This is a genomic window from Cobetia sp. 10Alg 146, assembly GCF_029846385.1.
GTDB lineage: Bacteria > Pseudomonadota > Gammaproteobacteria > Pseudomonadales > Halomonadaceae > Cobetia > Cobetia marina.
Genome location: NZ_JARWKT010000008.1, coordinates 150,556 through 175,617, shown reverse-complemented (window position 1 = coordinate 175,617; position 25,062 = coordinate 150,556). Strand labels below are relative to the sequence as shown.

At 63.6% G+C, this 25,062-nt stretch carries 20 protein-coding genes; 18 read left to right on the top strand and 2 right to left on the bottom strand.

The genetic code is table 11. From position 1 onward, the window contains the following. Positions 1 to 31 precede the first annotated feature (31 nt). The 6 genes from QD172_RS14450 (at position 32) to glmS (ending at position 8,214) form a co-directional block, all read left to right on the top strand. Positions 32 to 1,528, top strand: coding sequence for a polysaccharide pyruvyl transferase family protein (locus tag QD172_RS14450; RefSeq protein ID WP_077374111.1), 1,497 nt, complete (start codon positions 32 to 34; stop codon positions 1,526 to 1,528). Between the two features lies 1 nt (position 1,529). Next, a complete protein-coding gene (locus tag QD172_RS14445) occupies positions 1,530 to 2,768 on the top strand; it encodes a glycosyltransferase (protein WP_167592981.1) in 1,239 nt (412 codons plus the stop codon). After that, a complete protein-coding gene (locus QD172_RS14440; protein WP_077374105.1) occupies positions 2,761 to 3,516 on the top strand; it encodes a glycosyltransferase family 2 protein in 756 nt (251 codons plus the stop codon). The genes QD172_RS14445 and QD172_RS14440 overlap by 8 nt, the downstream gene beginning before the upstream one ends. A gap of 43 nt (positions 3,517 to 3,559) precedes the next feature. After that, positions 3,560 to 4,426, top strand: coding sequence for a glycosyltransferase family A protein (locus tag QD172_RS14435; RefSeq protein WP_167592982.1), 867 nt, complete (start codon positions 3,560 to 3,562; stop codon positions 4,424 to 4,426). 265 nt (positions 4,427 to 4,691) lie between these two features. After that, on the top strand, positions 4,692 to 6,038 hold the full coding sequence (locus tag QD172_RS14430) for a UDP-glucose/GDP-mannose dehydrogenase family protein (protein ID WP_141392678.1): 1,347 nt from the start codon (positions 4,692 to 4,694) through the stop codon (positions 6,036 to 6,038). A gap of 223 nt (positions 6,039 to 6,261) precedes the next feature. Then, positions 6,262 to 8,214, top strand: a complete 1,953-nt coding sequence (gene glmS / locus QD172_RS14425; protein WP_279856119.1) for a glutamine--fructose-6-phosphate transaminase (isomerizing) — start codon at positions 6,262 to 6,264, stop codon at positions 8,212 to 8,214. 124 nt (positions 8,215 to 8,338) lie between these two features. Here glmS and QD172_RS14420 read toward each other — a convergent pair whose 3' ends face one another. After that, positions 8,339 to 8,635: a hypothetical protein gene (locus QD172_RS14420; protein ID WP_279856118.1), complete on the bottom strand. Its 297-nt coding sequence runs from the start codon at positions 8,633 to 8,635 to the stop codon at positions 8,339 to 8,341. Beyond that, positions 8,635 to 9,396, bottom strand: a complete 762-nt coding sequence (locus QD172_RS14415) for a sulfite exporter TauE/SafE family protein (RefSeq protein ID WP_167592983.1) — start codon at positions 9,394 to 9,396, stop codon at positions 8,635 to 8,637. Before QD172_RS14415 ends, QD172_RS14420 begins: the two co-directional genes overlap by 1 nt. A 500-nt stretch (positions 9,397 to 9,896) precedes the next feature. Here QD172_RS14415 and QD172_RS14410 point away from each other — a divergent pair, with 500 nt between their 5' ends. The 12 genes from QD172_RS14410 (at position 9,897) to QD172_RS14355 (ending at position 25,054) form a co-directional block, all read left to right on the top strand. Then, the gene (locus QD172_RS14410; RefSeq protein WP_077374088.1) at positions 9,897 to 10,901 is read left to right on the top strand and encodes a glycosyltransferase family 2 protein; all 1,005 of its coding nucleotides are present in this window, start codon (positions 9,897 to 9,899) and stop codon (positions 10,899 to 10,901) included. Next, positions 10,898 to 12,079 carry a glycosyltransferase family 4 protein gene (locus QD172_RS14405; protein ID WP_279856117.1) on the top strand — a complete coding sequence of 394 codons (1,182 nt, stop codon included), beginning with the start codon at positions 10,898 to 10,900 and terminating at the stop codon, positions 12,077 to 12,079. Before QD172_RS14410 ends, QD172_RS14405 begins: the two co-directional genes overlap by 4 nt. A 113-nt stretch (positions 12,080 to 12,192) precedes the next feature. Beyond that, the gene (locus QD172_RS14400) at positions 12,193 to 13,302 is read left to right on the top strand and encodes a glycosyltransferase family 4 protein (RefSeq protein WP_279856139.1); all 1,110 of its coding nucleotides are present in this window, start codon (positions 12,193 to 12,195) and stop codon (positions 13,300 to 13,302) included. 1,041 nt (positions 13,303 to 14,343) lie between these two features. Next, positions 14,344 to 14,634: a hypothetical protein gene (locus QD172_RS14395; RefSeq protein ID WP_279856116.1), complete on the top strand. Its 291-nt coding sequence runs from the start codon at positions 14,344 to 14,346 to the stop codon at positions 14,632 to 14,634. A 27-nt stretch (positions 14,635 to 14,661) separates the two neighbouring features. Next, entirely contained in the window at positions 14,662 to 15,795 is a 1,134-nt protein-coding gene (locus QD172_RS14390) for a polysaccharide export protein (protein WP_205700481.1), read from the top strand. Positions 15,796 to 15,800: 5 nt separating this feature from the next. Then, a complete protein-coding gene (locus QD172_RS14385) occupies positions 15,801 to 18,020 on the top strand; it encodes a polysaccharide biosynthesis tyrosine autokinase (RefSeq protein WP_084208242.1) in 2,220 nt (739 codons plus the stop codon). Positions 18,021 to 18,074: 54 nt separating this feature from the next. Continuing rightward, positions 18,075 to 19,385 (top strand): exopolysaccharide biosynthesis polyprenyl glycosylphosphotransferase, encoded by a 1,311-nt coding sequence (locus QD172_RS14380; RefSeq protein WP_279856114.1) that lies wholly within the window; start codon positions 18,075 to 18,077, stop codon positions 19,383 to 19,385. A gap of 96 nt (positions 19,386 to 19,481) precedes the next feature. After that, positions 19,482 to 20,624, top strand: coding sequence for a DegT/DnrJ/EryC1/StrS family aminotransferase (locus QD172_RS14375; protein ID WP_077374068.1), 1,143 nt, complete (start codon positions 19,482 to 19,484; stop codon positions 20,622 to 20,624). A 3-nt stretch (positions 20,625 to 20,627) separates the two neighbouring features. Continuing rightward, the gene (locus tag QD172_RS14370) at positions 20,628 to 21,461 is read left to right on the top strand and encodes a WbqC family protein (protein WP_279856113.1); all 834 of its coding nucleotides are present in this window, start codon (positions 20,628 to 20,630) and stop codon (positions 21,459 to 21,461) included. Further along, complete coding sequence (locus QD172_RS14365) at positions 21,452 to 22,930, top strand: lipopolysaccharide biosynthesis protein (RefSeq protein ID WP_084208244.1); 1,479 nt, start codon at positions 21,452 to 21,454, stop codon at positions 22,928 to 22,930. The genes QD172_RS14370 and QD172_RS14365 overlap by 10 nt, the downstream gene beginning before the upstream one ends. Continuing rightward, entirely contained in the window at positions 22,920 to 24,041 is a 1,122-nt protein-coding gene (locus QD172_RS14360) for a glycosyltransferase (RefSeq protein WP_077374058.1), read from the top strand. The genes QD172_RS14365 and QD172_RS14360 overlap by 11 nt, the downstream gene beginning before the upstream one ends. After that, a complete protein-coding gene (locus QD172_RS14355; RefSeq protein ID WP_077374054.1) occupies positions 24,038 to 25,054 on the top strand; it encodes a phosphoribosyltransferase family protein in 1,017 nt (338 codons plus the stop codon). Before QD172_RS14360 ends, QD172_RS14355 begins: the two co-directional genes overlap by 4 nt. Positions 25,055 to 25,062: the final 8 nt, after the last annotated feature.

The window sequence follows — 25,062 nt, the reverse complement described above, 5'->3', positions numbered from 1 at the left end:
CAGCGACATTACGGACAGAAGGACGAACAGCATGGCCAAGATATGCATGACGCACGGATGGCATGACGACAACAAGGGCGACTCCGCCATCCTGATGGGCACCATCGACTTCCTCGACCAGCTGATCGATGCCGAACACGGCCGCAGCGATGTCTCCGGTGAAGGCGTGGCGAAGGCCGAAGGCCATCGCATCGATATCCTGCCCATCGATGATCAGGTGTTCGCCACCGAGCGCGGACCCTTCCGCCACATTCGTCGCCGCTACCGCGAGCGCGTCACCGTCGGTCAGCCCTTGATGCCGCCGATGCGTGACAAGCTGCGCTTCGTCACCTCGCTGCTGGGGCTGGGGGCCAAGATGGCGTTCGGCAAGCAGGGCAAGAGCGGCAACGATGTCATCGATGGTGCCGACCTGGTGGTGGTGAAGGGCGGTCATATCTTCCACAACGGCAGCTTCAAGAAGACCCTGTCTTCCTGGCTGGCGCTGATCGGTTATCTGGCGCCGGTGATGCTGGCGCGCAAGGCCGGCAAGCGTGTGCTGTTGCTGGGCCACTCCTTCGGCCCGTTCAAGACCCCGGCCCAGGAGCGCTTCTTCCTGCGCACCCTGAGCGACTGCCTGGTGGTCTCGCGTGAGGAGATCACCCACGCCATGACCCAGAAGGCCGACCCGAAGCTGCCGCATGCGCTGCTGGGCACCGACATGGCCTTCGCCATGGCCCCGCGGGCGAGCGATGAACATGCCGAGGTCAAGGCACCGGGCGGCGTGGCCTCACCCTATGCCGTGATCACCCTGCGTGACTGGTGGGGGCTGGATCAGCAGGCCTTCGCCGAGCGTGTCGAGGTGCTGTCGCGTTCACTGCTGGAATCCCGGGAGCGTCTGGGCATCGAGCGCCTGATGATCGTGCCGCACGTGCTGGGCCCGACCGATATCGAGAATGACCAGCGCATCTCCCAGCTGGTGTTCGATCACCTGCAGAAGGCACTGGCCGCCGCTGACGGGGGCGAGGAGCTCGCCACGCGCATCGAGCTGGTGCAGGGCGACCCGAGCCCGGATGCGCTGGTGGATCTCTACCGCGACGCCGAATTCCTGGTGGGCACACGTTTCCACTCGGTCATCTTCGCGCTGATGTCCGGCACGCCGGTCTACGCGCTGTCCTACTGTGGCCCCAAGGCGCCGGGCATCATGCGTGACTTCGGGCTCGGCGACAGCGTTCAGGACATCGAGAACTTCGACCCGGCACGCATCGTGGCCGACATCGAGGCGCTGGTCGCCGACAAGGCCTTCCCGGCGCTTGCCGAGCGCGTCATCGCCGACAAGCTGGCGATCACCGCCGACATCACGCGGGACTTCCTGCGCCGCGCACCGGGACGCGCCGGTGTCTGGGGCCAGCGTGAGCTCAAGCTCAATGACGACGCCTATCCCGCGCCGTCGGCTGCCAAGGCACCTGCCGCGACGGACCCCGTGGCCACGGACGCCCCGGCCGCTGAGCACGCCACCCACGACAGCGAGCCTGTCGTGCGAGGAGTCTGACATGGCCCATGTCGCTCTGTTGATCCAGGACATCAGCGCCTGCGGTGGCGTCGAGAAGGTGATGCACGGCCTGGCGCGTGATCTGCGCGACAGCCATCAGGTCACGCTGGTGTCGGTGCGTGAAGGCGAGCCCTACTGGGGCCGTCTCGAGGGTGTCGAATACCGCACCCTGGGCCTGCCCGCCACCGGTACGCGCAAGAACTTCCGCCACTGGGTGACGCATCTGCGTCGTCTGATGCTGGAGGCGCGCATCGAGGTGATGGTCAGTGGCTACTTCGCCTTCCATCTGGCGGCCCAGCTGGCGGCACGTGGCACCGGAGGCCGTGACGAGGCGGGCAATTCGCGCCCGCTGACCCGCGTCATCGCCCAGGAGCACAGCGCCTACCATCACGATCGTCGCGCCAAGCGCGTCATCAAGCACCTGCTCTATCGTCATCTCGATGTCCTGCAGGTGCTCAACGAGGTGGATGCGGAATGCTGGCGGCGGCGTGGTCTGCAACCGACGGTGATTCCCAACTATCTGGATGATCTCGCGGAGCGCGAGACGCGCGCCGAGTGCGAGCGTCAGGCCGACGTGGTGATGGTGGGGCGTCTGGCGCCGATCAAGCGTGTCGATCTGGCGATCCGTGCCTTTGCCCATTCGGGTTACCGCCGCGGGCGTCTGGTGCTGGTCGGGGATGGTCCGGAACGTGAGTCCTTGCTGGCGCTGTGCCACGAGCTGGGGCTGAAGGTCTTCCAGGGCGCCAACGACGACAGCGTGCCGGATGATACCCGGGTGCTGTTCACCGGCGCGCTGCAGGACGTCTCGCGTGAGTTGCGCCGAGCCCGTCTGCTGTTGCTGACGTCCGAGCGCGAATGCCTGCCGATGAACGTGCTGGAAGCCAAGCGTGAGGGCCTGCCGTGCCTGTCACGCCCGGTGCGCTCAGGCCCGCTGGCATTGATTCGCCACGATGTCGATGGCGTGCTGAGTGCCGAAGCGGACAGTGCCGGTGAGGTGGAGATCGTGCAGGAGCTGGCGCATGAACTGGCGCGTCTCGAATTTGACGACCATCGCCTGCTGCATCTCTCGAAGGCCGCACGCGAGAGCTTTGCCCACTACAGCCGTGATGCGGTGCTGCCGGACTATCAACGCCTGATCACGCGCCTGGTGCCAGCCGATTCGCGCCAGCGCGCATTCGTGAACGGCGTCAGCGTCAGTGGATCCCACTCGCCTCATTCCAAGGAGAAGGCCCATGGCTGATGTGTCCGTCATCATGCCCAACTACGGCTATGACCGCCGCCTGCATGCCGCCGTCGATTCCGTGCTGGCCCAGAGCGAGCCGGTGCGCGAGATCCTGATCAGCGACGATGCCTCACCCGATGGTGCCGCCGCGCGACTGCGCGAGGATTTCGCGGCGCTGGAGACCGGCGACGTCGAGATCCGCATCCTCGAGACCGACACCAACGGCGGGCCGGGGCGTGCCCGCAACCGTGCCATCGCCGAGGCCCAGGGCCGCTACATCGCCTTCCTGGACGCCGATGATGCCTGGCTGCCGGAGAAGATCGAACGCCAGATCGCCTTCATGCAGGAGACCGGCGCCGGACTGTCCTACACCGGCTACGAGATGGTGGATGAGCAGGGCAACCATGTCTCCCACTTCGCACCGCCGGCGCGTCTGACGCGTGACGACATGCTGCGCTCCAACTCCATCGGCTGCCTGACCGCCATCTATGACGCGGGGCGCTTCGGGCGTTTCTACATGCCGACCATCCGCAAGCGTCAGGACCTGGCGCTGTGGCTGATCATCATCGGTCAGCTGGGCCCGGCGCAGGGCATGCCCGAGCCGCTGGCGCGTTACACGCGTCGCGAGAGCAGCGTGTCCTCCAACAAGTTCAAGGCCGCCGCCTACCAGTGGCGTCTGTATCGTGAGGTGCTGGGGATGGATGTGATCAGCGCCAGTCGCAACTTTGTCCATTACGCGGTGAACGGTTATGCAAAACATCGTTGATGAAACTATCTCCGTCGATCCCGCTCGTCATGCAGGCCGCCCCATGCAGGAATCCCGTGCTCGTGTGCTGAAGCATCAGCGTCAGGTGGAAGACAGTGCCCGTCGCCAGGTGCCGGAACTGACCTTCCTGATCTCGACTCTGGATGCCGGGATCTACAGCGTGCCGCGTTATGACGAGCTGCCCGGTGCCCGCTTCCTGATCGTGCATCAGCTGTCGGAAGCCCACCAGGACGAGGCGCAGCGCGATATCTTCCGCGAGTACGTGCTGGCCCATTTCGACAGCCGTTTCGAGTATCTGGCGGTCGCGGGGCGTGGTCTCTCCAAGAGCCGCAACATCGCGCTGGCGGCCTGCCCGACACGCTACGCCTACATCCTGGACGACGATGTCCAGCTGCATCCCCAGGCCGTGTCGCTGGTGATGGAAGCCTTCACCTGTACCGAGGCGGCGGCGATCAGCTTCCCGCACGTCAAGGCCTTCCCCTTGCACGAACGGGACCCGGATCGTCCGGCACCGCCGGTCGCCTTCAAGGCCCACACCCTGATGTCACTGGCTCGCGTGCGCTCGGTGGACATGGCGCTGGATCTCTGCCAGTTCCATGCCCGCTTCGATGAGCAGTTCGGGCTGGGCACCGACCAACCCTCCGGCGAGGAATTCATCGTGATGAGCGATGCTCGCCGTCAGGGCGCGCGCCTGATGCGCGCCAATCTGGGCATCGTCGCCCATGCGGGGGTCACCTCCGGCAGCGACTTCTACAGCTCGCCCGCCAAGGCGCGCACCAAGGGACGGATGTTCGCCCGGGTCACTGGCAGTCGCTTCTCGCCGCTGGCACTGGCCTTCCTGGTTCGCAAGGCCCCGATCGCCTTCAAGCGCGGCTATCTGGCGACCTTCGTCGGCAATTTCTTCCGCTAGTCGCCCGCGCGACACACACGTACGCCCGAATCGGCATGGGCAGACGCCGATGGATGGCAGTCTCTGCGCTTTTCTCTCTCCCCACTGACGTTGCCCGTCAGTGGGTTGGGTAACGTCACGCCGGATTCGGGCCGAGGGGCGATCTGTCAGTGGTTCACGGTCTCCCTGCAGTGGAGATCCGCCCCGACCGGTATCGCTCATGCATCGCTTTGGCGCATTGCGTTCACACTCGAGATGGCCGTCAGGCCAACAAGGATGACATTCAATGAAGATCACGATTTTCGGAAGCGGTTATGTAGGCCTGGTCACCGGTACCTGCCTGGCCGATGTGGGACATGATGTGGTGTGCATGGACGTGGACGCCGCCAAGATCGAGCGCCTCAAGCAGGGCGAGATTCCCATCTACGAGCCGGGACTCGAGAGCATGTTGCTGCGCAACGTGGAGGCCGGCCGTCTGAGCTTCACCACCGACGCCCGCGAGGCCGTCGCGCACGGCGTGCTGCAGTTCATCGCCGTGGGCACGCCGCCGGATGAAGATGGCAGTGCTGACCTCAAGTACGTGCTGGCGGTGGCCGAGAGCATCGGTGAGTACATGGATGACTACAAGGTCATCATCGACAAGTCCACCGTGCCGGTGGGCACGGCAGACCGCGTGCACGCCCGCGTGGCTGAAGTGCTCAAGCACCGCGGCGTGAGCGTGGATTTCGATGTCTGCTCCAACCCGGAATTCCTCAAGGAGGGCGCGGCGCTGGAGGACTTCACGCGTGGGGCCCGCATCGTGGTCGGCACCGATTCCGAGAAGGTGCGCGAGCGCATGCGCGAATGCTACGCCCCCTACAACCGCAACCATGAAAAGCTGATGTTCATGGATGTGCGCGCCGCCGAGCTGACCAAGTACGCCGCCAACGCGATGCTGGCCACCAAGATCAGCTTCATGAACGAGATCTCCAACCTGGCCGAGCGCCTGGGCGCGGATATCGAGGAAGTGCGCCGCGGGATCGGCAGTGATCCGCGCATCGGCTACCACTTCATCTACCCGGGCTGTGGCTACGGTGGCTCCTGCTTCCCGAAGGATGTCCAGGCGCTGGCGCGTACCGCCAGCCAGATCGGCTATGAGGCCGAGCTGCTCACCGCGGTGGAATCCGTCAACAAGCGTCAGAAGGTCACGCTGTTCGAGAAGCTGTCACGTGCCTTCGATGGCGATCTCGCCGGCAAGACCATCGCCGTCTGGGGGCTGGCCTTCAAGCCGAACACCGATGACATGCGTGACGCGCCGAGCCGCACGCTGATGGAAGCGCTGTGGGCGGCGGGTGCCAAGGTGCAGGCCTATGACCCGGAATCCATGCGTGAGACACGCCGCATCTACGGCGAGCGCGATGATCTGGTGCTGGTGGCGGATCGCATCCAGGCGGTCAAGGGCGCGGATGCGCTGGTGATCTGCACCGAGTGGAAGGAATTCCGCACGCTGGATGCCGGCTGGCTCAAGACCCAGCTGGCCTTCCCGGTGGTGGTGGATGGCCGCAACCTCTTCGAGCCGTCCGCCATGAAGTCTGCCGGCCTGATGTATTACGCGGTCGGCCGTGGCGACACCCTGGCGCTGACGCGCGACTGACCCAGGCGGCGGCCTGCGACACGTGATGTGGCAAGCCGTCGTCGCGGCATCCCGACTCAGTCTTTGACTCAGCCCTCTGGCTCAGTTCTGTGGCTCAGTTCTCTGACTCAGCCTCTCGGCAAGGCGGTCGCGTCCGTGACCTCTGCAAGGGCACCGCCTTGCCCCCCATTCGTTCGAACCGCTCCGTGCCTGGCACGGGGCGGCAGCAGACAAGGAGCTTTCCATGTGTGGCATCGTTGCCGGCCTGGCTCAGCGTGACATCAGCAAGATTCTCATCGAGGGGCTGCATCGCCTCGAATACCGGGGTTATGACTCCGCTGGCGTGGCCGTGATCGACCCCGCCGGTGAACTGCGCCGTGCGCGTGCCGTCGGCAAGGTCCGCGCGCTGGAGGACGAGCTGCGTGAAGCGCCGCTGTCCGGTGCCATCGGCGTCGCCCATACCCGCTGGGCCACCCACGGGCGTCCGGCCCAGCACAACGCGCACCCGCACCTCTCGAGCGAGCGCGTGGCCGTGGTGCACAACGGCATCATCGAGAACCACGAGGCGCTGCGCCGTGAGCTGGAGCAGGAGGGCTATGACTTCACTTCCGAGACGGACACCGAGGTGGTCGCGCATCTGGTCGACCGCGAACTGCGCGCTGGCCGTGCGCTGCCGGAGGCGGTCAATGTGGTCACCGCGCGTCTGGATGGCGCCTTCGCGCTGGCGGTGATGGAACAGCAGAATCCCGAGCTGCTGGTCGGCGCCCGTCAGGGTAGCCCGCTGGTCGTGGGTGTGGGAATCGAGGAGCACTTCATCGCTTCTGACCCGCTGGCACTGCTGCCGGTCACCGACCGCTTCATCTATCTGGATGAGGGCGACATGGTGGCCATCAGCCCGAGTGGCATCCAGGTGCTGGAACGCGGCGCCGAGCAGGATGAGCTCACGCCGGTGACCCGCGAAGTGGTGCGCTATGAGCACAGCGTCGAAGCGGCGGGCAAGGGTGAGTATCGCCACTTCATGATGAAGGAGATCATGGAGCAGCCCACCGTGCTGTCGCGTACCCTGGCCGAGCGTCTCGACCCGCAGGGCGTGCGCCTGGAGGCCTTCGAGGTCTCGCGCCATTCCTTCCTGGCCGCGGATGATGGCGCTGAGAAGGGCAGGGAAGTCGTCGATGTCGAGCGACTGACGCAGCTGCTGGCCGATGTGCGTCAGGTGCAGATCATCGCCTGCGGGACCAGCTATCACGCCGGCATGGTGGCGCGTTACTGGCTGGAAGAGGTCGCCGGCATTCCGGCGCAGGTCGAGGTGGCCTCGGAGTTCCGTTACCGCGAGCGTGTCGCGGCACCGGGCACGCTGTTCATCACCCTGTCGCAGTCCGGCGAGACCGCCGACACGCTGGCGGCCCTGCGGGATATCCAGAAGCTCAACCGCGAGGGGCCGCAGGCAGGGCATTACCTGGCGAGTCTGGCCATCTGCAACGTGGCGGGAAGCTCGCTGGTTCGTGAGTCGGATCTGTCACTGCTGACCCATGCCGGGCCGGAGATCGGGGTGGCTTCCACCAAGGCCTTCACCACCCAGCTGGTGGCGCTGATGCTGACCACGCTGGCCCTGCGCCAGAGCCGTCGACAGCCGCAGGACGAGGAAGATGACCTGCTCTCGCGTCAGCTGCTGATGCGTCTCAAGGACCTGCCGCATGTCATCGAACAATCGCTGGGGCTGAACGGGGAAATCGCCCAGTTGGCCGAGAAGTTCATGCATCGCCATCACACCCTGTTCCTCGGGCGCGGCAGCCAGTACCCGATCGCGATGGAGGGTGCGCTCAAGCTCAAGGAAATCTCCTATATCCACGCCGAAGCCTATGCGGCGGGTGAGCTCAAGCACGGCCCGCTGGCCTTGATCGATGAGGACATGCCGGTGGTGGCGGTCGCGCCGATGGATGACCTGATGGAGAAGCTGAAGTCCAACCTTCAGGAAGTCCGCGCGCGTGGCGGCCAGCTGTTCGTGTTCGCCGACCCGGAAGTCAGCCTCAAGGCCGGTGAGGGCGTGCACGTCGTCACCGTGCCGGGGGTGTGTCGCTTCCTCGCGCCGATCGTCTATGCAGTCCCGCTGCAGCTGCTGTCCTATCACGTCGCCGTGCTCAAGGGCACCGATGTCGATCAGCCGCGCAATCTCGCCAAGAGTGTCACGGTAGAGTGATCCCGCGCGGGCACTGAGTCGTGGCTCGCATGAAGACGAAAGGGACTGCCCATGGGCAGTCCCTTTTTTCGTGTGCGCGCATCATGCCGCCGGCGGTTGCCTGACGCTGCCTGCTTGATGCAGCTCAGCCCGGCAGGCCCCATGACGACAGACGGCGCCACCAGCTGCGCCGCCCGGCTGTGGTGTCCGTCTCGCAGGTGTCCGGGGGCTCGGGGGTGGGACCCTGATGACGAATGCAGAAACGATCTCCCCCCGGCCCCGTGATCCAGCGTGAACTGCCTGAGCTGACACGCCCCGCCTTGACGTCATCGTCGAGTTTCCTGCCCGCGGCCTTGATGGCCTCCAGTGTGCCTGGCGCCAGTTCGATGAAGCCTTCCTCTCCCGGCGCTTCCTCGACCTGTGACGGTGGAATCTCGCGCATCAGATCAACCCCTTGAGGATCAGATTGCCACTGGAGACCAGCAGGATGGCGTAGGCCACCTGGCGCAGGTGGTGGTCACTGAGCGGGGGTGGGAAGCGGCGTGCGAGCTCCGTGAAGGCGATGACCACGAACACGCCTGCGGCACCGATCATCAGCAGTTCACTCAGGTGCTCGCCGGCGCGTCCGGGAGAGATGATCGAGAGTCCCATGCGCATGGCGCCCCCGACCAGAAAGACAGCGAACAGGGTGCAGCGGATCGCCACCAGCGTCATCGGCTGGCGGTAGAGCATTACCACCAGCGGCGGCCCGTTGGCGGCGAACAGCCCGCCCATCAGGCCCGAGAGCCCGCCGGCGGCATGGAAGTGCCAACGGGGAGACAGCGTCTCACGCGGCTTGGGTTGCATCAGCAGCGCCAGGCAGGCGATGAGGATCACGCATCCCAGCAGCATGCCGAGCAGGGGCGCGCGCTCCTCTCCCAGCCAGGTGGCCAGGTAATAGCCGACCGGCAGCAGCGGTAGGCTGGTGACCAGCAGTCGCCGCGCGAGGCGCAGGTCGATTTCTCGCCAGTGACCCCGCAGTGCCATGCAGTTGTTGAACAGGCTCAAGAGGGCGCAGAGCAGGGCGGCGCTCTCGATGGGCAGGACATCGAGAGTGGCCAGCAGGCCCATGACGATGAGCCCGAAGGCAAAGCCGGTGAGGGTCTGGATGTAGCTGGCCAGTGCCAGGCTCAACAGGATGGCAGCGAGTTGCCAGAGGGTCATGGTGACTCCGTTGGGTGGCCCCGTTCGGCGCGAGGGAAGGGTGGAGGCATTGCGCTGCCATGATAGCGCGGGCCAGCCGCAAAAGGGCGACAGTCTCGTGGCGGCCAGCCGGCGAGGGTGAGTCATGTGAGCTTTCGCGGATGAAGCGTGTCAGCAGCTCGGCCCATCCTGCTCAAACTTGCATAGGTAATTTAGTGGTCTTGAATTGCTTAGCTTACGCATGAGATGCAAGGAGTTTGCGACATGAGCCCTCATGAATTCGGTTTTTGGCGACATGTCGCCTTGTTTGAATATCAGCAGCTTATTAGTCTGTGGTGAACAAGGGGGCATGAAGTGTCGCCATTTGCGGCCACATGATGTCGCTGGTGGCTTGGGCCGGGCTTTGGCAGGGCAAGCCAGCCGACAGATTCATTGGCCTCCTTGCTTGATGCCTGGCAGTGATGAACACGGCCTGAGCGTGAGCCCCTGATGGACAAGCACCGCCACATGGATATCCGGGCATGGAACGCAACGCAGCACAATCTCCTTTCTTCACCATCGTGACGCCGAATCACAATTCGGGTGACGGGCTCGAGCGCTGCATCGCCAGTCTCGCGGCCAACGACACCGCTTACGAACACATCATCATCGATGATGCCTCTTCGGATGATTCCTTTCTGCGGGTGGAGCGCAGTCACGCCGCCCGGCCCCCGACCTCATTGGTACTGCGCCGCAATGCCGAGAATCTCGGGCCCGGGCCGACCCGCAATCATGGCCTGAGTCTGGCACGTGGCCGCTATGTGCTGTTCTGCGATGCGGATGACACCTTCGTGGCCGGCGCCCTGGATACGCTCAAGGCGCAGATCGTGGCCTTCGATTGCCCGCAGGTGGTGGTGTTCCGTTATTGCCTGCAGGGGCCACAGGGAGAGCGGGAGAGCACGCCACTGTGCAGCCAGCCCCTTGAGCGCACCCAGATGCAGGCCTTCACCGATTTCATGCACGACCGCATCGTCTCCGCTCCCTGGGGCAAGGCGATCCGTGCCGATCTCGCCTGCGCCCTGAGCTTTCCTGACCTTCCTGTTTCCCAGGATGGTCTCTACAACCTCGAGCTGTTCGGTCGGGCGGCACGCGTGCTCTATCTGCCCCAGGTGCTGTATCGCTTCGACAAGCGCAGCGACGGTTCTCTGACTCGCAAGCCCTTCGGCAATCGCGAGCTGGCCCGATTTCACCGCAGCTGGCAGGTGTTCGATTCCCGCTACCGCGAGCAGTTCGCGGCCGCCCACGGCCTGGCACTGCTGGAGATTCGCGCCCTGCGCTTCGTCGGTGTGAGCTTCATCATGCGCCAGGCCATCAACAAGACCCACGACGATGACCAGGTGAGGCAGGTGGTGATGTCTCAGCTGCGCCAGTCATCCTGGGCGGCATTGCGTCAGCTGTCGTTGAAGGAAAAGGCGTTGCTGATGAGCTATGCGTTCAGTCCTTCCCTGTCCCGGCAATTGATTCGGCGGAGCCAATACGCGTCATGAGCACTCGCAAGCATATCCTGTTCTACACCGGCGCCCAGTCGCGCACCGGCGGCACCGAGCGTGCCTGCGCCGATACCGCCAACATGCTGGCAGCCAGCGGTGACTATCAGGTGGAGGTGGTCAGCGAGCATGGCCCTGCCGACAGCCCCTATCCCCTGCACGAGGATATCGTGCATGAATCGCTGTATCCAAAACGTCAGCATCTGGGAGCGTTGCGCGGCGTGCTGCTGTTCCTGCGGCTTTTCTGGATGGTGCTGCGCAAGCGACCGGACGTGGTGATCGTGGTCGAGAGCATCGGTTTCCTGCCATTCTTGCTGCCCAGCTATCTGCTGCGGCGCACGCGCTATCTCTGCTGGGAACACTTCAATGCCACCTCGGATCTCGGCGTGCCACGGCGCAATGTCGCGCGGCGTCTCGCGGCCAGGCGGGCCGATCGTATCGTGGTGCTTTCCCATGAGGACCGCGAATACTGGGAGCAGCTGCTCCCCCAGTCCACCGAGCGTCTGAGCGTCGTGCCCAACCTCAATCCGCTGGAGCACGAGATCCTCCAGCGTCAGGCCCGGCTGCAGGACGCCGCCGCCGCGCCGCCCGCAGTGGCGCCTTCTGAGACCGTCGCGCCGAAGGTGGCGGTGGCGGTGGGGCGTCTGACGCACCAGAAGGGCTTTGATCTGCTGCTGGAGGCCTGGGCGGCGATTCCCCCCGAATCGCGTGATGGCTGGGTGCTGCGCATCGTCGGCGAGGGTGATGCACGCGAGGCGCTGGAGGCACAGGCGGAGCGGCTTGGTATCACGCGCCAGCTTCAGATGCCCGGCCAGTGCAGCGACATCCTGCGCGAATACGCCGCGGCAGACCTGTTCGTGCTGTCGTCACGCTTCGAAGGCTTCGGGCTGGTACTGGTCGAGGCGCTCAGCTGTGGCGTGCCCTGCATCAGCTTCGCCTGCCCGGCCGGGCCTCGCGAGATCCTCAAGCATGGCATCAATGGCTATCTGGTCGAGCAGGGCAATGTGGCAGCGTTCAGTCAGCAGCTGGGCGCCGTGCTCGGTGATGATGAAGTGCTTGCGCGCCTGCGTGCCAATGTCGATTACGGCCTGGAGCGGTTTTCGCGCCGTACCGTCGAGGCCAGTTGGCAGGCCGTGCTGGAGGGACTGGAAGCCCCGGCACTGCTACGTGTCATCTGAGCTGAGTCAGGCACCAGACATGTGATTTGCGAGCCCTCCTTTCGGGGCTCGCGTTCGCGCTATCGGATACGAATCTTCAGGTACGAAAGCAGGAGGCTATCGCCGTGAGAATCATGCATGTCATCTCGACCCCCGCATCAGGAGGTGCCGAGGTCTACGTCAAGGACCTGAGCCTTGCCATGGTCGCGGCGGGGCACAGCGTTCATGTCACGTTTCTGGAAACCGCTGAGCAGTGCGGGCGAGATCTGGACTATGAAAGGCACTTCCTGGCCCAGCTGAATCAGGCGGGCATCAGTCATTCGTTTCTGGGCGCCGACACGCGTCGCCGTCCCTGGCGGGGCGGCACGCGGCTGCGCGCGGAAGTGAATCGATTCGCCCCGGATGTGGTGCATTGCCATCTCTACTACGCGCTGATGTTCGCCTTCCTGCTGCCACGAAAGCTTGCGGTGATCATGACCGTGCACAGTATCGAGCTGGGGGCGCCCAACTGGCTGTTTCGACTGTTCGATCGTCGCGTCAGCGCCTATGTCGGCATCTGTCACGCCTGCACGCGCAAGCTTGCGCCGCTGGTCAGGCGGCCGGTGGTCCAGATCGACAATGCCGTCTCGGGGGCACGCCTCAAGCACAGCGGCTGGCAGATGACGGCGCTGGATACCCCGGTGAAGCTGGCAGCCATCGGACGTCTCACCGAAGCCAAGCAGTATCCCTTGATGCTCGAGAGCTGCCGCCGCCTCAAGGCACAGGGGTTGAATGTCACGCTCAGCATCGCCGGGGAGGGGCCGCTCAAGGCCGAGTTGGTCACGCAGATCCGTGACGCCGGGCTCGAGGATCAGGTCACCTTGCTGGGCAACATCTCGGATGTGGCGGGGCTTCTGGCCTCATCGGACATCTTCCTGATGTCGTCTGCCTGGGAAGGACTGCCGATCTCGCTGCTGGAAGCCACGCTGAGCGGGCTGCCGGTGCTGGTCACCAACGTCGGTGGCTGCGCAGAAGTCGTGCATCGGGTCGGCAACGGGCTGGTGGTGGATGAGCAGACGCCGGCGCGCTATGCCGATGCTCTCACCCGCCTGGTGGCTGACGAGGAGCTGCGACGCAGCTGTGCGCGCAACGCGCGACGCCACGGCGGCAGCTACCACATCAACACGGCGCTGGCCGGGCATCTGGAGCTCTACACCAGCCGGCTGCAAGGCGAGCTGGATGCGGCACCCGAAGTCTCGGTCTGAACGCGCAGGGCGAGGGTGGCGAATGGGAGAAGAGTGCGCATGGGGCCCTGCGGGGCTGAAGAATGGGCCTGAGGTGCGGACCTGAAAGGTGCGCTTGAAAAGCGGGCTTGAGATGCGGGCTTGAGATGCGGGGCCTGGCGCTGGACATGGCAGTCAGAAGAGTGGGCAATCGATGCGATGATCGGTTGCCCTTTTTCTTGTCCTGGAAATGGGGAATGGCGCTATGCGGCCACCTGAATGAGACGTCTCATGCCAGATGATGGGGAGTGCTGGGTCATGAGGTTCATGCGGATGTCAGTCAGGTGTGGCATCAGGATGAGTGGCTCTCAGCGGTTGGCGATTCATTCATGTCATCGCTCTACTAATACTTGAGATGAGAGAAAGCAGTCTAAAGTGAAGTGCGGCAATACAATCGTCGTGAAAGAGAGTTTACGCCTTGCTGTTGTGGTCGATTAATTTATTATCAAGTCCGTAATCAGACATTGAAAATCAAGCAGATCGCCACCTCATGAAATATCGATGATGTCACGCCGATTAAGACGTGATTATTCACGATTCATCGTAGATGAGAGGGCGATTTGATGATGGTCAAGTGCCGAATCCATCACGAAATCCCTGTGACGTTCTGATCGCTGCTATCAGTCTCGATGGCGCCAGTTCGTGGCATGGGAGAAGAGAATGGAAAGGCCGACAGGAAGTCAGGCAGGTACGAACTGGTCGCAAGTTGCTGTATTTCATTGTGTCTCACCACTCCAGAATACGTGAATGTCATCTTCTCCTGGTGCCGGATGCAGAGGGTTCGCCCTTGCTAATCCGGTGATGCAATGCGGAGATTGACGTTTCACGATTCACCCAGGCCTTCTCGTGATGCGTTGTTGATACTCGGGAAAGTGTCGAGAGATCTCTGAAATACCGGCGAAAATGAGTCCTCATTTTCGTTCTGATGCCCTCCTGTAATGGCTGATCACGCTATCAGTCATCCTTCAATGACGATACTGATGATGTCGAGCATGAGAGTCATGAGTCATCGATGATGATGCCGTGATTATCTTTCATGTCGTCATGATGAGTTGTGCTGATTCTTCAGGCCGTGTCATGGATCAGGATGGTCTGATGCTGTTGGATGATTTTCATGATCCGGTACATGTCGGGATTGGGTCGATCCTGACAGGTCACCGTTCGTTCAACGGCGCGCTGGCGGAGGCAGGGAATGATTCGCGCCTGTCTCGCAAGGGAACGTCACAGAATTTCCACGTGCTGCAGGGGAGAAAGCCGATTCCTCGGGGCGGTAGCGTGTCCGGATACACGATGAATGCGCCGATCAGGATGTGATCGAGCAGAGCGCAGGGCTTACAGGGGATGACAGAGGTTATGAAGAGATCGACCAGATCGACGCTGAAGGGAGTTTCCCTGGCGATAATGCTGGCCGCCTTGGGAGGCTGTGCCTTCGCCCCTGGCGGCCATATGGACTATGAGGTCGAGACGGCGCCGCTGTCGGACCATGTCACGGTCAGCCCGATCACGCCGGCCTTGATCAGCAGTTATCGCGCACTCCCGGCTCAGACAGCCCCGGCCGATGACGCGCTGGTGGATGACATCAAGCGCTACGTCTACCGCGTGGGTGGCGGTGACATCCTGGCCATCAATCTGAGCACGCCGCTGGATCTGGCCCAGGAGACGGGCGTTCAGCGCCAGACGGTGGAAGCGCTGACCTACATCGTGCAGCCGGATGGCACGCTGTATTACCCCTACGTCGGGCGCATCAACGTCAAGGACATGACCGTGGATGAGGTGCGCGCCTCGCTGGTGCGTGGCCTGTCACGCTTCATCACCGACCCGCAGGTCAACGTCTCCGTCGCCCAGTTCCGCTCGCAGCGCGTCTATCTGAGCGGCGCGGTCCGTGAGCCGGGCTTCGTGCCGGTCACCGATGTGCCCCTGACCCTGATCGATGCCATCAGTGCCAGTGGTGGCGTCACCGAACTCGCCAATACCCACGACATCACCCTGACCCGCGACGGCCACCAGGAGCACCTGAGCCTCTATCAGCTGCTGCAGCAGGGCAACATGCGTGAGAACCGCCTGCTGCACGATGGCGACGTCATCAATATCCCGGTGGCGACCGACCAGAACGTCTTCGTGCTGGGGCAGGTCCTCAAGCCCGGCAACATGCCGGTGGGCAACGAGCGTCTGAGTCTGACCGATGCCCTGTCACGCGCCGGTGGCGTGGATGAGGACCGTGCCGACCCCTCCGGTGTCTTCGTGGTCCGGGAGAACGGCCCGGACGCTGACAAGCTCGCCACCGTCTATGTGCTCGATATCTCCGATGCCACCTCGCTGATGCTGGGGGCACGCTTCCCGCTGCAGCCCAGGGATGTGGTCTATGTCACCGCGGCGCCGGTCAGCCGTTGGAACCGCGTGCTGAGTCAGTTGCTGCCGTCGGTCACCAGTACCGGGGCCTTCGTCTCGGTCATCGACGACATCGAGGGAGATTGAGGTCCATGAATCAGTTCACTTCTCCCATGCCGCCATCTTCCGGTGACGCTGGCCGGGACGCGACGCGTCGCCTGGACTTCAGCACCCTGCTGGCACTGCTCTGGCATCGTCGCTGGTGGTTGATCGCCAGCACCGTGCTGTTGACGCTGATCGGCATCTATGTGGTCGGCAGCCAGCAGCGCATCTATCTGGCTGACTCGCTGATCCAGATCGAGGACAAGGGCGGCAGCGCCAGCCTGCTGGGCACGCTGACGGGTCAGTCCGGAGGCCCCGAGGAGGGCAGTACCAGTGACGAGCTGGAGATCCTGGCCTCGCGGCTGGTGCTCGGGCAGGCCGTGGCGCGTGAGCGTCTCAACATCGTCGTCACACCGGTGCGCTACCCCGTCATCGGCGACTGGCTGTCCCATCGCGGAATGCGTCTGCCGGAGAGTCTCGGCGGCAATGAATATGCCTGGGGGGATGACGTCCTGAAGGTCACCACGCTGGAGCTTGGCGGCCAGTGGCAGGGACAGACGCTGACCCTGGAAGTGGTCGATGAGCAGCACTATCGCCTGCTGGACGCCGAGGGCAACCTGCTGATGCATGGCACGGTGGGCGAGAATGCGCTGTCCGGTGACATCAAGGTCTTCGTCCAGCGCATGGAGGCCAGCCCCGGGGCGCGCTTCGCGCTGACCAGCATCTCGGACCTCAGTGCCATCAACTCCATCAAGTCGCGTTTCACCGCCGAGCGCAACGGCAGCGATACCGGCGTGGTGACCCTGAGTCTGTCCGGCAGCGACCAGCAGGCCATCGTCAGCACCCTGGACACCATCACCGACGTCTTCCTGCAGCAGAACATCGAGCGCGAATCCGCCGAGGCCGACAACCAGCTGGGCTTTTTGGGTGACCAGATCCCGACGCTGCGCGGCCAGCTCGACGAGGCGGAATCCGCCCTCAACGACTATCGCCGCCGCCGCGATTCCGTGGACCTGACCGCCGAGAGCCAGCAGGTGATGGAGAACCTGGTAGGGCTGGACAACCAGCTGACCGAGATCAAGCTGCGACTGGCGGAGCTGTCGCGTGCCTACACCCATGAGCACCCGGCCTATCGGGCACTGGTGGCGCGTCGTGACTCCCTCAATCAGGAAAAGGCGCGGGTCCAGAAGCAGGCGGAACAGCTGCCGGCGGCGCAGCGCGAAGCGCTCAATCTGAACCGCAACGTCAATGTCAGCCAGGAAATCTACGTCGCGCTGCTCAACAAGCGCGAAGAGGTGCGCCTCAAGAAGGCAGGTACGGTCGGCAACGTGCGGATTCTGGATCCCGCCGTCCTGCAGCCTGGCCCCATCTCGCCGAGAACCTCGCTGATGATGGTGGTCTTCGCGATGGCCGGTTTCCTGCTGGGCGTGCTGGGCATCCTGCTGCGGCATTCCATGCGCAAGGGCATCGACAGCGCCGAACAGATCGAGTCCCTGGACCTGCCGGTCTACGCCACCATCCCGCTCTCGCCGCTGCAGCAGGGCATGATGCGTCGCGTGCGCCTCAAGGGCGAGAAGTCCGGGCGCGAGATCTATCAGGGCGTGCTGGCGACCTCGCAGCCTTCCGACATCAGCATCGAGGCGCTGCGCAGCCTGCGCACCAGCCTGCACTTCGCGCTGCTGGACAATCAGCGCAAGTCGGTGATGTTCACCGGCCCGAGTCCGGGCATCGGCAAGAGCTTCGTGAGCCTCAACCTGGCCGCGGTGAGCGCCGAGGCCGGCCAGCGCGTGCTGCTGATCGATGCCGACATGCGGCGCGGACATCTTCACCACGCCTTCCAGCGCACCTCCGAGCAGGGCGGCCTCTCGGATGTCCTCAGCGGCGCAAGTCCTCTGGAAGAGGTCATCTATCACACGCGCATCGACAACCTGGACTTCCTGGGCCGTGGGGTGGCACCACCGAATCCGTCCGAGCTCCTGATGCAGGAAAACTTTGCCCAGTTGCTGGAGCAGCTGGGAGAGCGCTATGACCTGATCATCATCGATACCCCGCCGGTACTCGCCGTCACCGAGGCGCTGATCATCGGGCGGCATGTCGGCGCGAGCCTGATGGTGGCGCGCTTCGGCATGAACCAGGTGCGTGAGCTGGAACATGCTCGCAAGAAGCTCGAGAACAACGGCATCCACGTCAAGGGCGCGATCTTGAATGCCATCGAGCAGCAGGCCGGGGATAAGCAGCACTACGGGTATTACAACTACAGCTATACCTGATGCCGTGTCGCGGCACGGCTCTCATGACGCTTGAATCACGGAGGAGATGGCACGATGAGCGGTTTACCCTTATCGATGGAGCACCAGCGTCGTTACTCGCATCATTACGAGCGCTTGATCGCCAGCAAACGCCTGCAGCTGGTCTTCGGCATGCTGGTGGTGGTGATCGCGCCGGCACTCTACCAGGCGGGGCTCAACGAGCTGGTACCCGGTGACCACGGCTGGTGGCTGACCAGCGATGCCCAATGGCACGCCATGATCGGCACGGGGGGGGCCTATACGCTGTCCATCACCGCCGTCAATCGCCTGTCGCGCCTGCCGGGGACCCGCTCCTACCTCTACGTGGTACCCACCATCGTCATCTGCTATCTGATGCTGATGCTGGCGCTGGGGGTCTTCGATCTCGACTACTCGCGTCATCAGGTCGGCCTGTCCTTCCTGCTCGCCGTAAGCCTGTGCACGGCCTACTACTACATCGACACCCATGTCCGGCGTATGCGCTTTGCCGTGGTGCCGTTCGGCAAGGCGCCGGCGCTGTGTCAGCGTCGCGAGGTCGAGTGGCTGACGCTCAAGGGGCCGGACCTCGTGGGCATGCGGCGCATCGATGGCGTGGTGGCAGACCTGCGTGCCGAGATGCCCCGTGAGTGGGAGAGCTTCCTCGCTGACTGCACGATCCACCGCATTCCCGTCTATCACGCCACCCAGGCCCACGAGATGATCACCGGCCGCGTGCTGCTCGATCACCTCTATGCCAATGAATTCGGCTCGCTGATGCCGCGTGAGGATTACGAGGTCATCAAGCGCTGGATGGACTTCAGCGTGGCGCTGGTGCTGCTGCCGCTGCTGGCACCGGTGATGCTGCTGACCGCGCTGGCCATCCGACTGGACAGTCCGGGCCCCGTGGTCTTCCGTCAGCCACGCATGGGCTTTCATTGTCGTCCCTTCACCGTCTACAAGTTTCGCAGCATGTATGACGGCATGAAGGGGGCCGGCTTCACCCAGGAAGGCAGTGACCCGCGCATCACCCGGGTCGGGCGCTTCATCCGCAAGTGCCGTCTCGATGAACTCCCGCAGCTGTTCAACGTGCTCAAGGGTGACATGAGCCTGATCGGGCCGCGTCCGGAATCGATGAATCTGGCGGACTGGTATCGCAAGGATGTGCCGTTCTTCCATTACCGCCATGTGGTACGCCCGGGCATCACCGGCTGGGCGCAGGTCGAGCAGGGCTATGCCGCGGAAGTCGAGGGCATGATCCGCAAGCTTGAATACGACTTCTTCTACATCAAGCACTTTTCCTTCTGGCTGGATCTGCTGGTGGTGATTCGCACCATCCGGATCGTGATCAGCGGGAACGGGTCGCGCTAGCCGACCCTCCTTCCTCCGGTTACCCCTGGCACTCGCGACCTGACAGGGGCCCATGAGCTACCACCCATTGTCTGATGCACGAAAGGAGTCGAGATCATGATCACGGTGACGCGCCCCTATTTTCCCGAGCGGAAGAATTTCGATCGTTATGTGGATGCCATCTTCCAGAGCCGCTGGTTGACCAATCATGGCCCGCTGGAGCAGGAGCTGACCCGGCGCCTGGAGACCTATCTGGGCGTCAAGCATCTGCTGCTGGTCAGCAATGGCACCCTGGCACTGCAGGTGGCCTATCGCGCGCTGGGGATCAACAACGTGGTCGGGCAGCGCGAACCCGCCGAGGTCATCACGACTCCCTTCACCTTCATCGCCACGGCCAGCAGCCTGAAGTGGGAAGGGATGCAGCCGGTCTTCGCGGACATCGATCCTGCCACCCTGTGCCTGGACCCCGCACAGGTCGAGGCGGCCATCACGCCGCGTACCCGCGCCATCGTGCCGGTGCACGTGTTCGGCAACGCCTGTGACGTGGAAGCCATCGATGCGCTGGGGGAAGAGCACGACCTCAAGGTCATCTATGACGGCGCCCATGCCTTCGGCGCGACCTACCGTGGCAACAGCCTGCTGTCGTACGGGGATGCCAGCACCCTGAGCTTCCATGCCACCAAGCTGTTCCACAGCATCGAGGGCGGCGCGATCATCTTCAAGCGCAAGGAAGACCTGGAGCGTGCCCGCAAGATGATCAACTTCGGCATCACCGGTCCCGAGTGCATCGAGGAGCTGGGCATCAATGCCAAGATGAACGAGTTCCAGGCCGCCATGGGGCTGTGCGTGCTCGACGAGATCGAGGGCAACCTCGAGAGCCGCGCGCTGGTCTGGCATGCCTATGCCCAGGCGTTTCAGGGCAACGTGCAGCTTCAGGCACGTCAGCCGGGCGTCAGCCTCAACTACGCCTATTTCCCGATCATTCTGGAAAGCGAAAGTGTCCTGCTGGAGGTGATGCAGCGTCTGGAGCGGGAAGGCTACCAGCCGCGGCGCTATTTCTGTCCGTCGCTGGAGTCACTGGCATTTCTGGGGCGACCGGCGGCAGACCTGCAGGACGCGGACTTCCAGCAGCCCGAGATCGTGCATTCCAGAGACATCGCCAGCCGTATCCTGTGTCTGCCGTTGTTCTCGGGACTTCAGGTCAGCGAGATTCTCGCCGCGGTGCGCGTCATCGTCGATCGGCATCAGAAGGCAGCCTGAACGATGAACATCGCGATCATGCAACCCTACCTGTTGCCGCATCTGGGCTACTTCCAGCTGATGCACGCCTGTGACGAATTCCTCATCTATGACGACGTCGCCTACATCCCGCGTGGCTACATCAACCGCAACAGCGTGCTGCTGGGCGGCAAGGCCCATCGCTTCACGCTGTCGGTGCCGGATGCCTCACCCAATCGGCGCATCAGCGAGCTGTCGTTCGCACCGACCCCCCAGTCACTGTTGACCACTCTGCACCATGCCTATGCCAAGGCGCCGCATTACGCAGAGGTCATGCCGCTGCTGCAGACGATTCTCATGCATGAGGATCGCCGCATCGGGGCACTGTGCCAGTTCAGCTTCGAGACGATCTGCCGCTATCTGGGGCTCGAGTGTCGCTTCGCGCTGACCAGCGAGATGGATTACGAGCGCAGCCAGTCGGCGCAGGACCGTCTCATCGAACTTTCCCGCCAGCGCGGCGGGCGCGGCTACGTCAACAGTATCGGCGGGCGCAAGCTCTACCGGGGGGAGGCCTTCGAGCAGGCAGGGCTGCGTCTGTCCTTTCTCTCCAGCCATCCGCGTGATTACCGCCAGGCAGCGCCCGGCGCACGTGAGGGCGAGTTCGTCGGCAGTCTCTCGATCATTGATGTGCTGATGTGGTGCTCACCCGCTGACGTCGTCTCGCGGCTGGCGGAGTACACCCTGCTGTCGGGAGATGCACCCTGGGGGCCCGCCGCTGAGGGCATGGATCAGCTCTGGCAGCCGTCGCTTGCAGAGCCTGCTTCGCGCCCGCGCGCCTCTTTACGAGAAGCAGCCGGAGGCGTCGCCGCGTGTCACTGACCCACAAGACGACCATCGGCATCCTGTGGAATTTCATGGATCAGCTGTTGCGCCGTGGCATGGCCAGCATCGTCACCTTGCTGCTGGCCCGTCTGCTGCTGCCGGAAGACTTCGGGCTGCTGGCCATGGTACTGGTCTTTCTGACCATCGCCTCGGCCATGATGGATTCGGGCCTGCAGCAGGCCATCCTGCGTCTGCCGACTCTCGGCCCGCGTGATGCCAGCACCGCCTTCTTCAGCAACATCGGCTTCGGGGTGGTGGCCTATGCGCTGCTGTACTTCAGCGCCCCGTTGATTGCCGATTTCTACGCCGAACCACGGCTTGTCGTGCTGGTGCGTATCGGCGGGCTGGTGGTGCTGATCAACGCCTTCGAGGTAATCCAGGGGGCGATGCTCAACCGGGCGCTGGATTTTCGCACCCGCATGAAGGCCGGCATCCCCGGCAGCGTGATCTCGGGCAGCGTCGCGGTGTTGCTGGGCTGGCTGGGCTTCGGGGTCTGGGCGCTGGTGGGCCAGATGCTGACGGCGGCCTTCGTGACCACGGCACTGATGTGGTGGTGGGGCAGCTGGCGTCCGCACCTGACCTTCGACATGGACGCCTTCAAGGCCATGTTCAGCTTCGGCTACAAGATGTTCCTGTCGCGCATGCTGGACGTGGTGTTCGTCAATCTCTACGTGCTGGTGATCGCCAAGCTGTTCGCGGCTTCGGTGGCGGGGCTGTTCTTCTTTGCGGATCGCCTCAAGGAGCTGGTGCTCAATCAACTGGTCGCCGCGATCCAGAACGTGACCTTCCCGGCCCTGGCCAGCATCCAGCATGACCCGGTGCGGCTGAAGGATGCCTATCGACGCATTCTGCAGCTGATGGTCTATCTGCTGTTCCCCGGGGTGCTGCTGATGGCGGCGCTGGCCCGTCCGCTGTTCGAGGCACTGTTCCCCGACCGCTGGCTGGACGCCGTGCCCTATCTGCAGTTGATGTGCATCGCCGCCGTCATGTATCCGCTCAGTTCGCTCAACCTCAATGTGCTCAAGGTCAAGGGGCGCTCGGACCTGTTCCTGGGGCTTGAGGTGATCAAGAAGCTGCTGATCTGTGTGGTGCTGGCGCTCACCTGGCAACACGGCGTGATCGCGATCCTGATCGGTCAGATCGTGGTGGCGGTGCTGTCCTACATCCCCAATGCGTGGTTCTCGCGAACGCTGATCGATTACAGCATCCGCGAGCAGTGCGTCGACTTCCTGCCGAGCCTGATGCTGTCATCGGTCATCGCGCTTTGCTGCTGGCTGGCGGTGGAGCATCTGGCGGCATCGCCAGACTGGTCTCCGTGGGCGGCGCTGCTGGGACTGGGATGTCTCTCCGGCGCAAGTTACCTGTTGCTCTCTTGCCTGCTGCGCTTTCCGGCCTGGCAGTCGGGTGTTGGTCTGATACGAGATCGTCTTTCACAACGGAAAGTGGAGAATCTTCATGCTAGCTGAATTGAGCTATTCCCAGGCGCAGGGTACCCCGGTCACGGGGGGCGCCCTCGAGGAAGGGCCGATTCCGGTTCCCCCGGCGCCGGCGGATGAAGCCACCATCATGGCGGACTGGGAGGGGAATCTCTCCACGCCGCGTGTCTCGGTGATGTGCTTCGCCTTCAATCACGGCGACTACATCGCGATGGCGCTGGATGGTTTTCTGATGCAGCGCACGCGGTTTCCCTTCGAGATCGTGGTGCATGATGATGCCTCCACCGACGGCACGCGCGAGATCATCGAGGAGTATGCCGCGCGTTACCCCTCCATCATCCGGCCGATCCTGCAGGACGTGAACCAGTACTCGCAGCACGTGTGGCCCATCACCTTCTGCATGCCGGTGATGCGCGGCGACATCATCGCTTACTGCGAAGGGGATGATTACTGGGTCAAGGCCGACAAGCTGGCGCGTCAGGTGGCGCTGTTCGATGCCAACCCGCGTGCCACCGTGTGCTTCCACCCGGCCATCGAGTATGACGAGCATCGCGATGAGCATTCGATCATCTGCCGCTATGCCGACAGCGTCGCGCGTCTCTCCCCCGAGGCCATCATCGGGCTGCGGGGCGGCTCCATTCCGTCACCGGCGCTGACCTTCCGCCGCGTGGAGTCGCATGTGGACGCCATGCTGGAATCCTACCGTGGTGCGCCGATCATGGACTTCTTCCTGCAGGCCTACATGGCGCTGCTGGGTGAGACGCTCTATTACGAGGATGCCGCCTGCGTCTATCGTCGCAACGCCAAGGGCTCCTGGACCTCCCAGCAGCAGGATCATGAGGTCGAGCAGCGCTACCAGCGCGACATGCTGGCCGCCATCGACACCTTCTATGGCGCCACGCGCACGCTGCCGGAAGCCGACACCCTGTATATCCCGCTCTATCACTATTTCAAGCAGTACGTGATGGCGCCCGGCACCACCCAGCAGCGCCTCGCCAACTTCCGCCGCGGGCTGGGCTATCTGCACCACATGCAGCGCAACAAGGTGCTGTCGCTGGTCCGCCGCGACATGTTCGCCAAGCTGACGCGTCGAAAGGCTGCCACGCCCGGGCAGGCGAAGGACACGGAGGCAGCGGCATGAACTATCGCAGCTACGGCGATCTGGGCCGTGACATCGCCAGTCAGATGTCACGCCTGCAGGCAGGGGACTTCGACCTGATCGTCGGCATTCCGCGCAGTGGCATGGTGCCGGCCTACATGATCAGCGCGATGCTCAATCGCGCCTGTACCGATCTCGATACCTTCCTGGCGGATGGCGTGCCCGGCAAGGGCATCACGCGCAAGTTGCGCGAGTCCACCGCCGGCGAGGTGTCCGAGGAAGGCACACGTTCCGCCTGGGCCTATCGTCGCGTGCTGCTGGTGGATGACAGCCTCAACAGCGGTGCCTCGCTCAAGGCCTCCCTGGCGCGCATCCCGGCGGATTGCCCCTGCGAGATCATGACCTGCGTGATCTACGCCAACCCCGGGGTCACCAATGAAGTGGATCTGGCGCTCGTCGAGCTCGAACACCCGCGCGCCTTCCAGTGGAACCTCTTCCACCATCCGGCACTGGAGGATGCCTGCGTGGATATCGATGGCGTGCTGTGTCTCGATCCTTCTCCCGAAGACAACGATGACGGCCCGCGCTATCGCAGATTCCTGCTCGAGGCGACCCCGCTGCATCTGCCCACCTACCGGGTGCACTCGCTGGTCACCAACCGTCTCGAGAAGTACCGCCCCGAGACGGAGGCCTGGCTTGCGCGCCATGGCGTGACCTATGAGCGACTGATCATGCTGGATCTGCCGAGCAAGGAAGCGCGACTGAAACTGGGCTGTCATGCCAGCCACAAGGCCGGCTATTACCGCGAGTCGGGCTGTCGGCTGTTCATCGAGAGTGAAGTGGGACAGGCCAGCAGCATCGCGCAGATGACCGGCAAGCCGGTCTACTGCGTGGATGCCCAGCAGATGGTCAACCCCGAATGGCTGGCCATGCTGAAGTTGCAGCGTGGCAAGTGGATGACACGCCAATGCAAGCGTGGCATCCGCCGGGTGATGAAGCTGCTGCCAGCTTCCTGGGAGCGTCAGGCACGGGGCGTCTTCCAGCGAGTGGCATGAACCTCGCG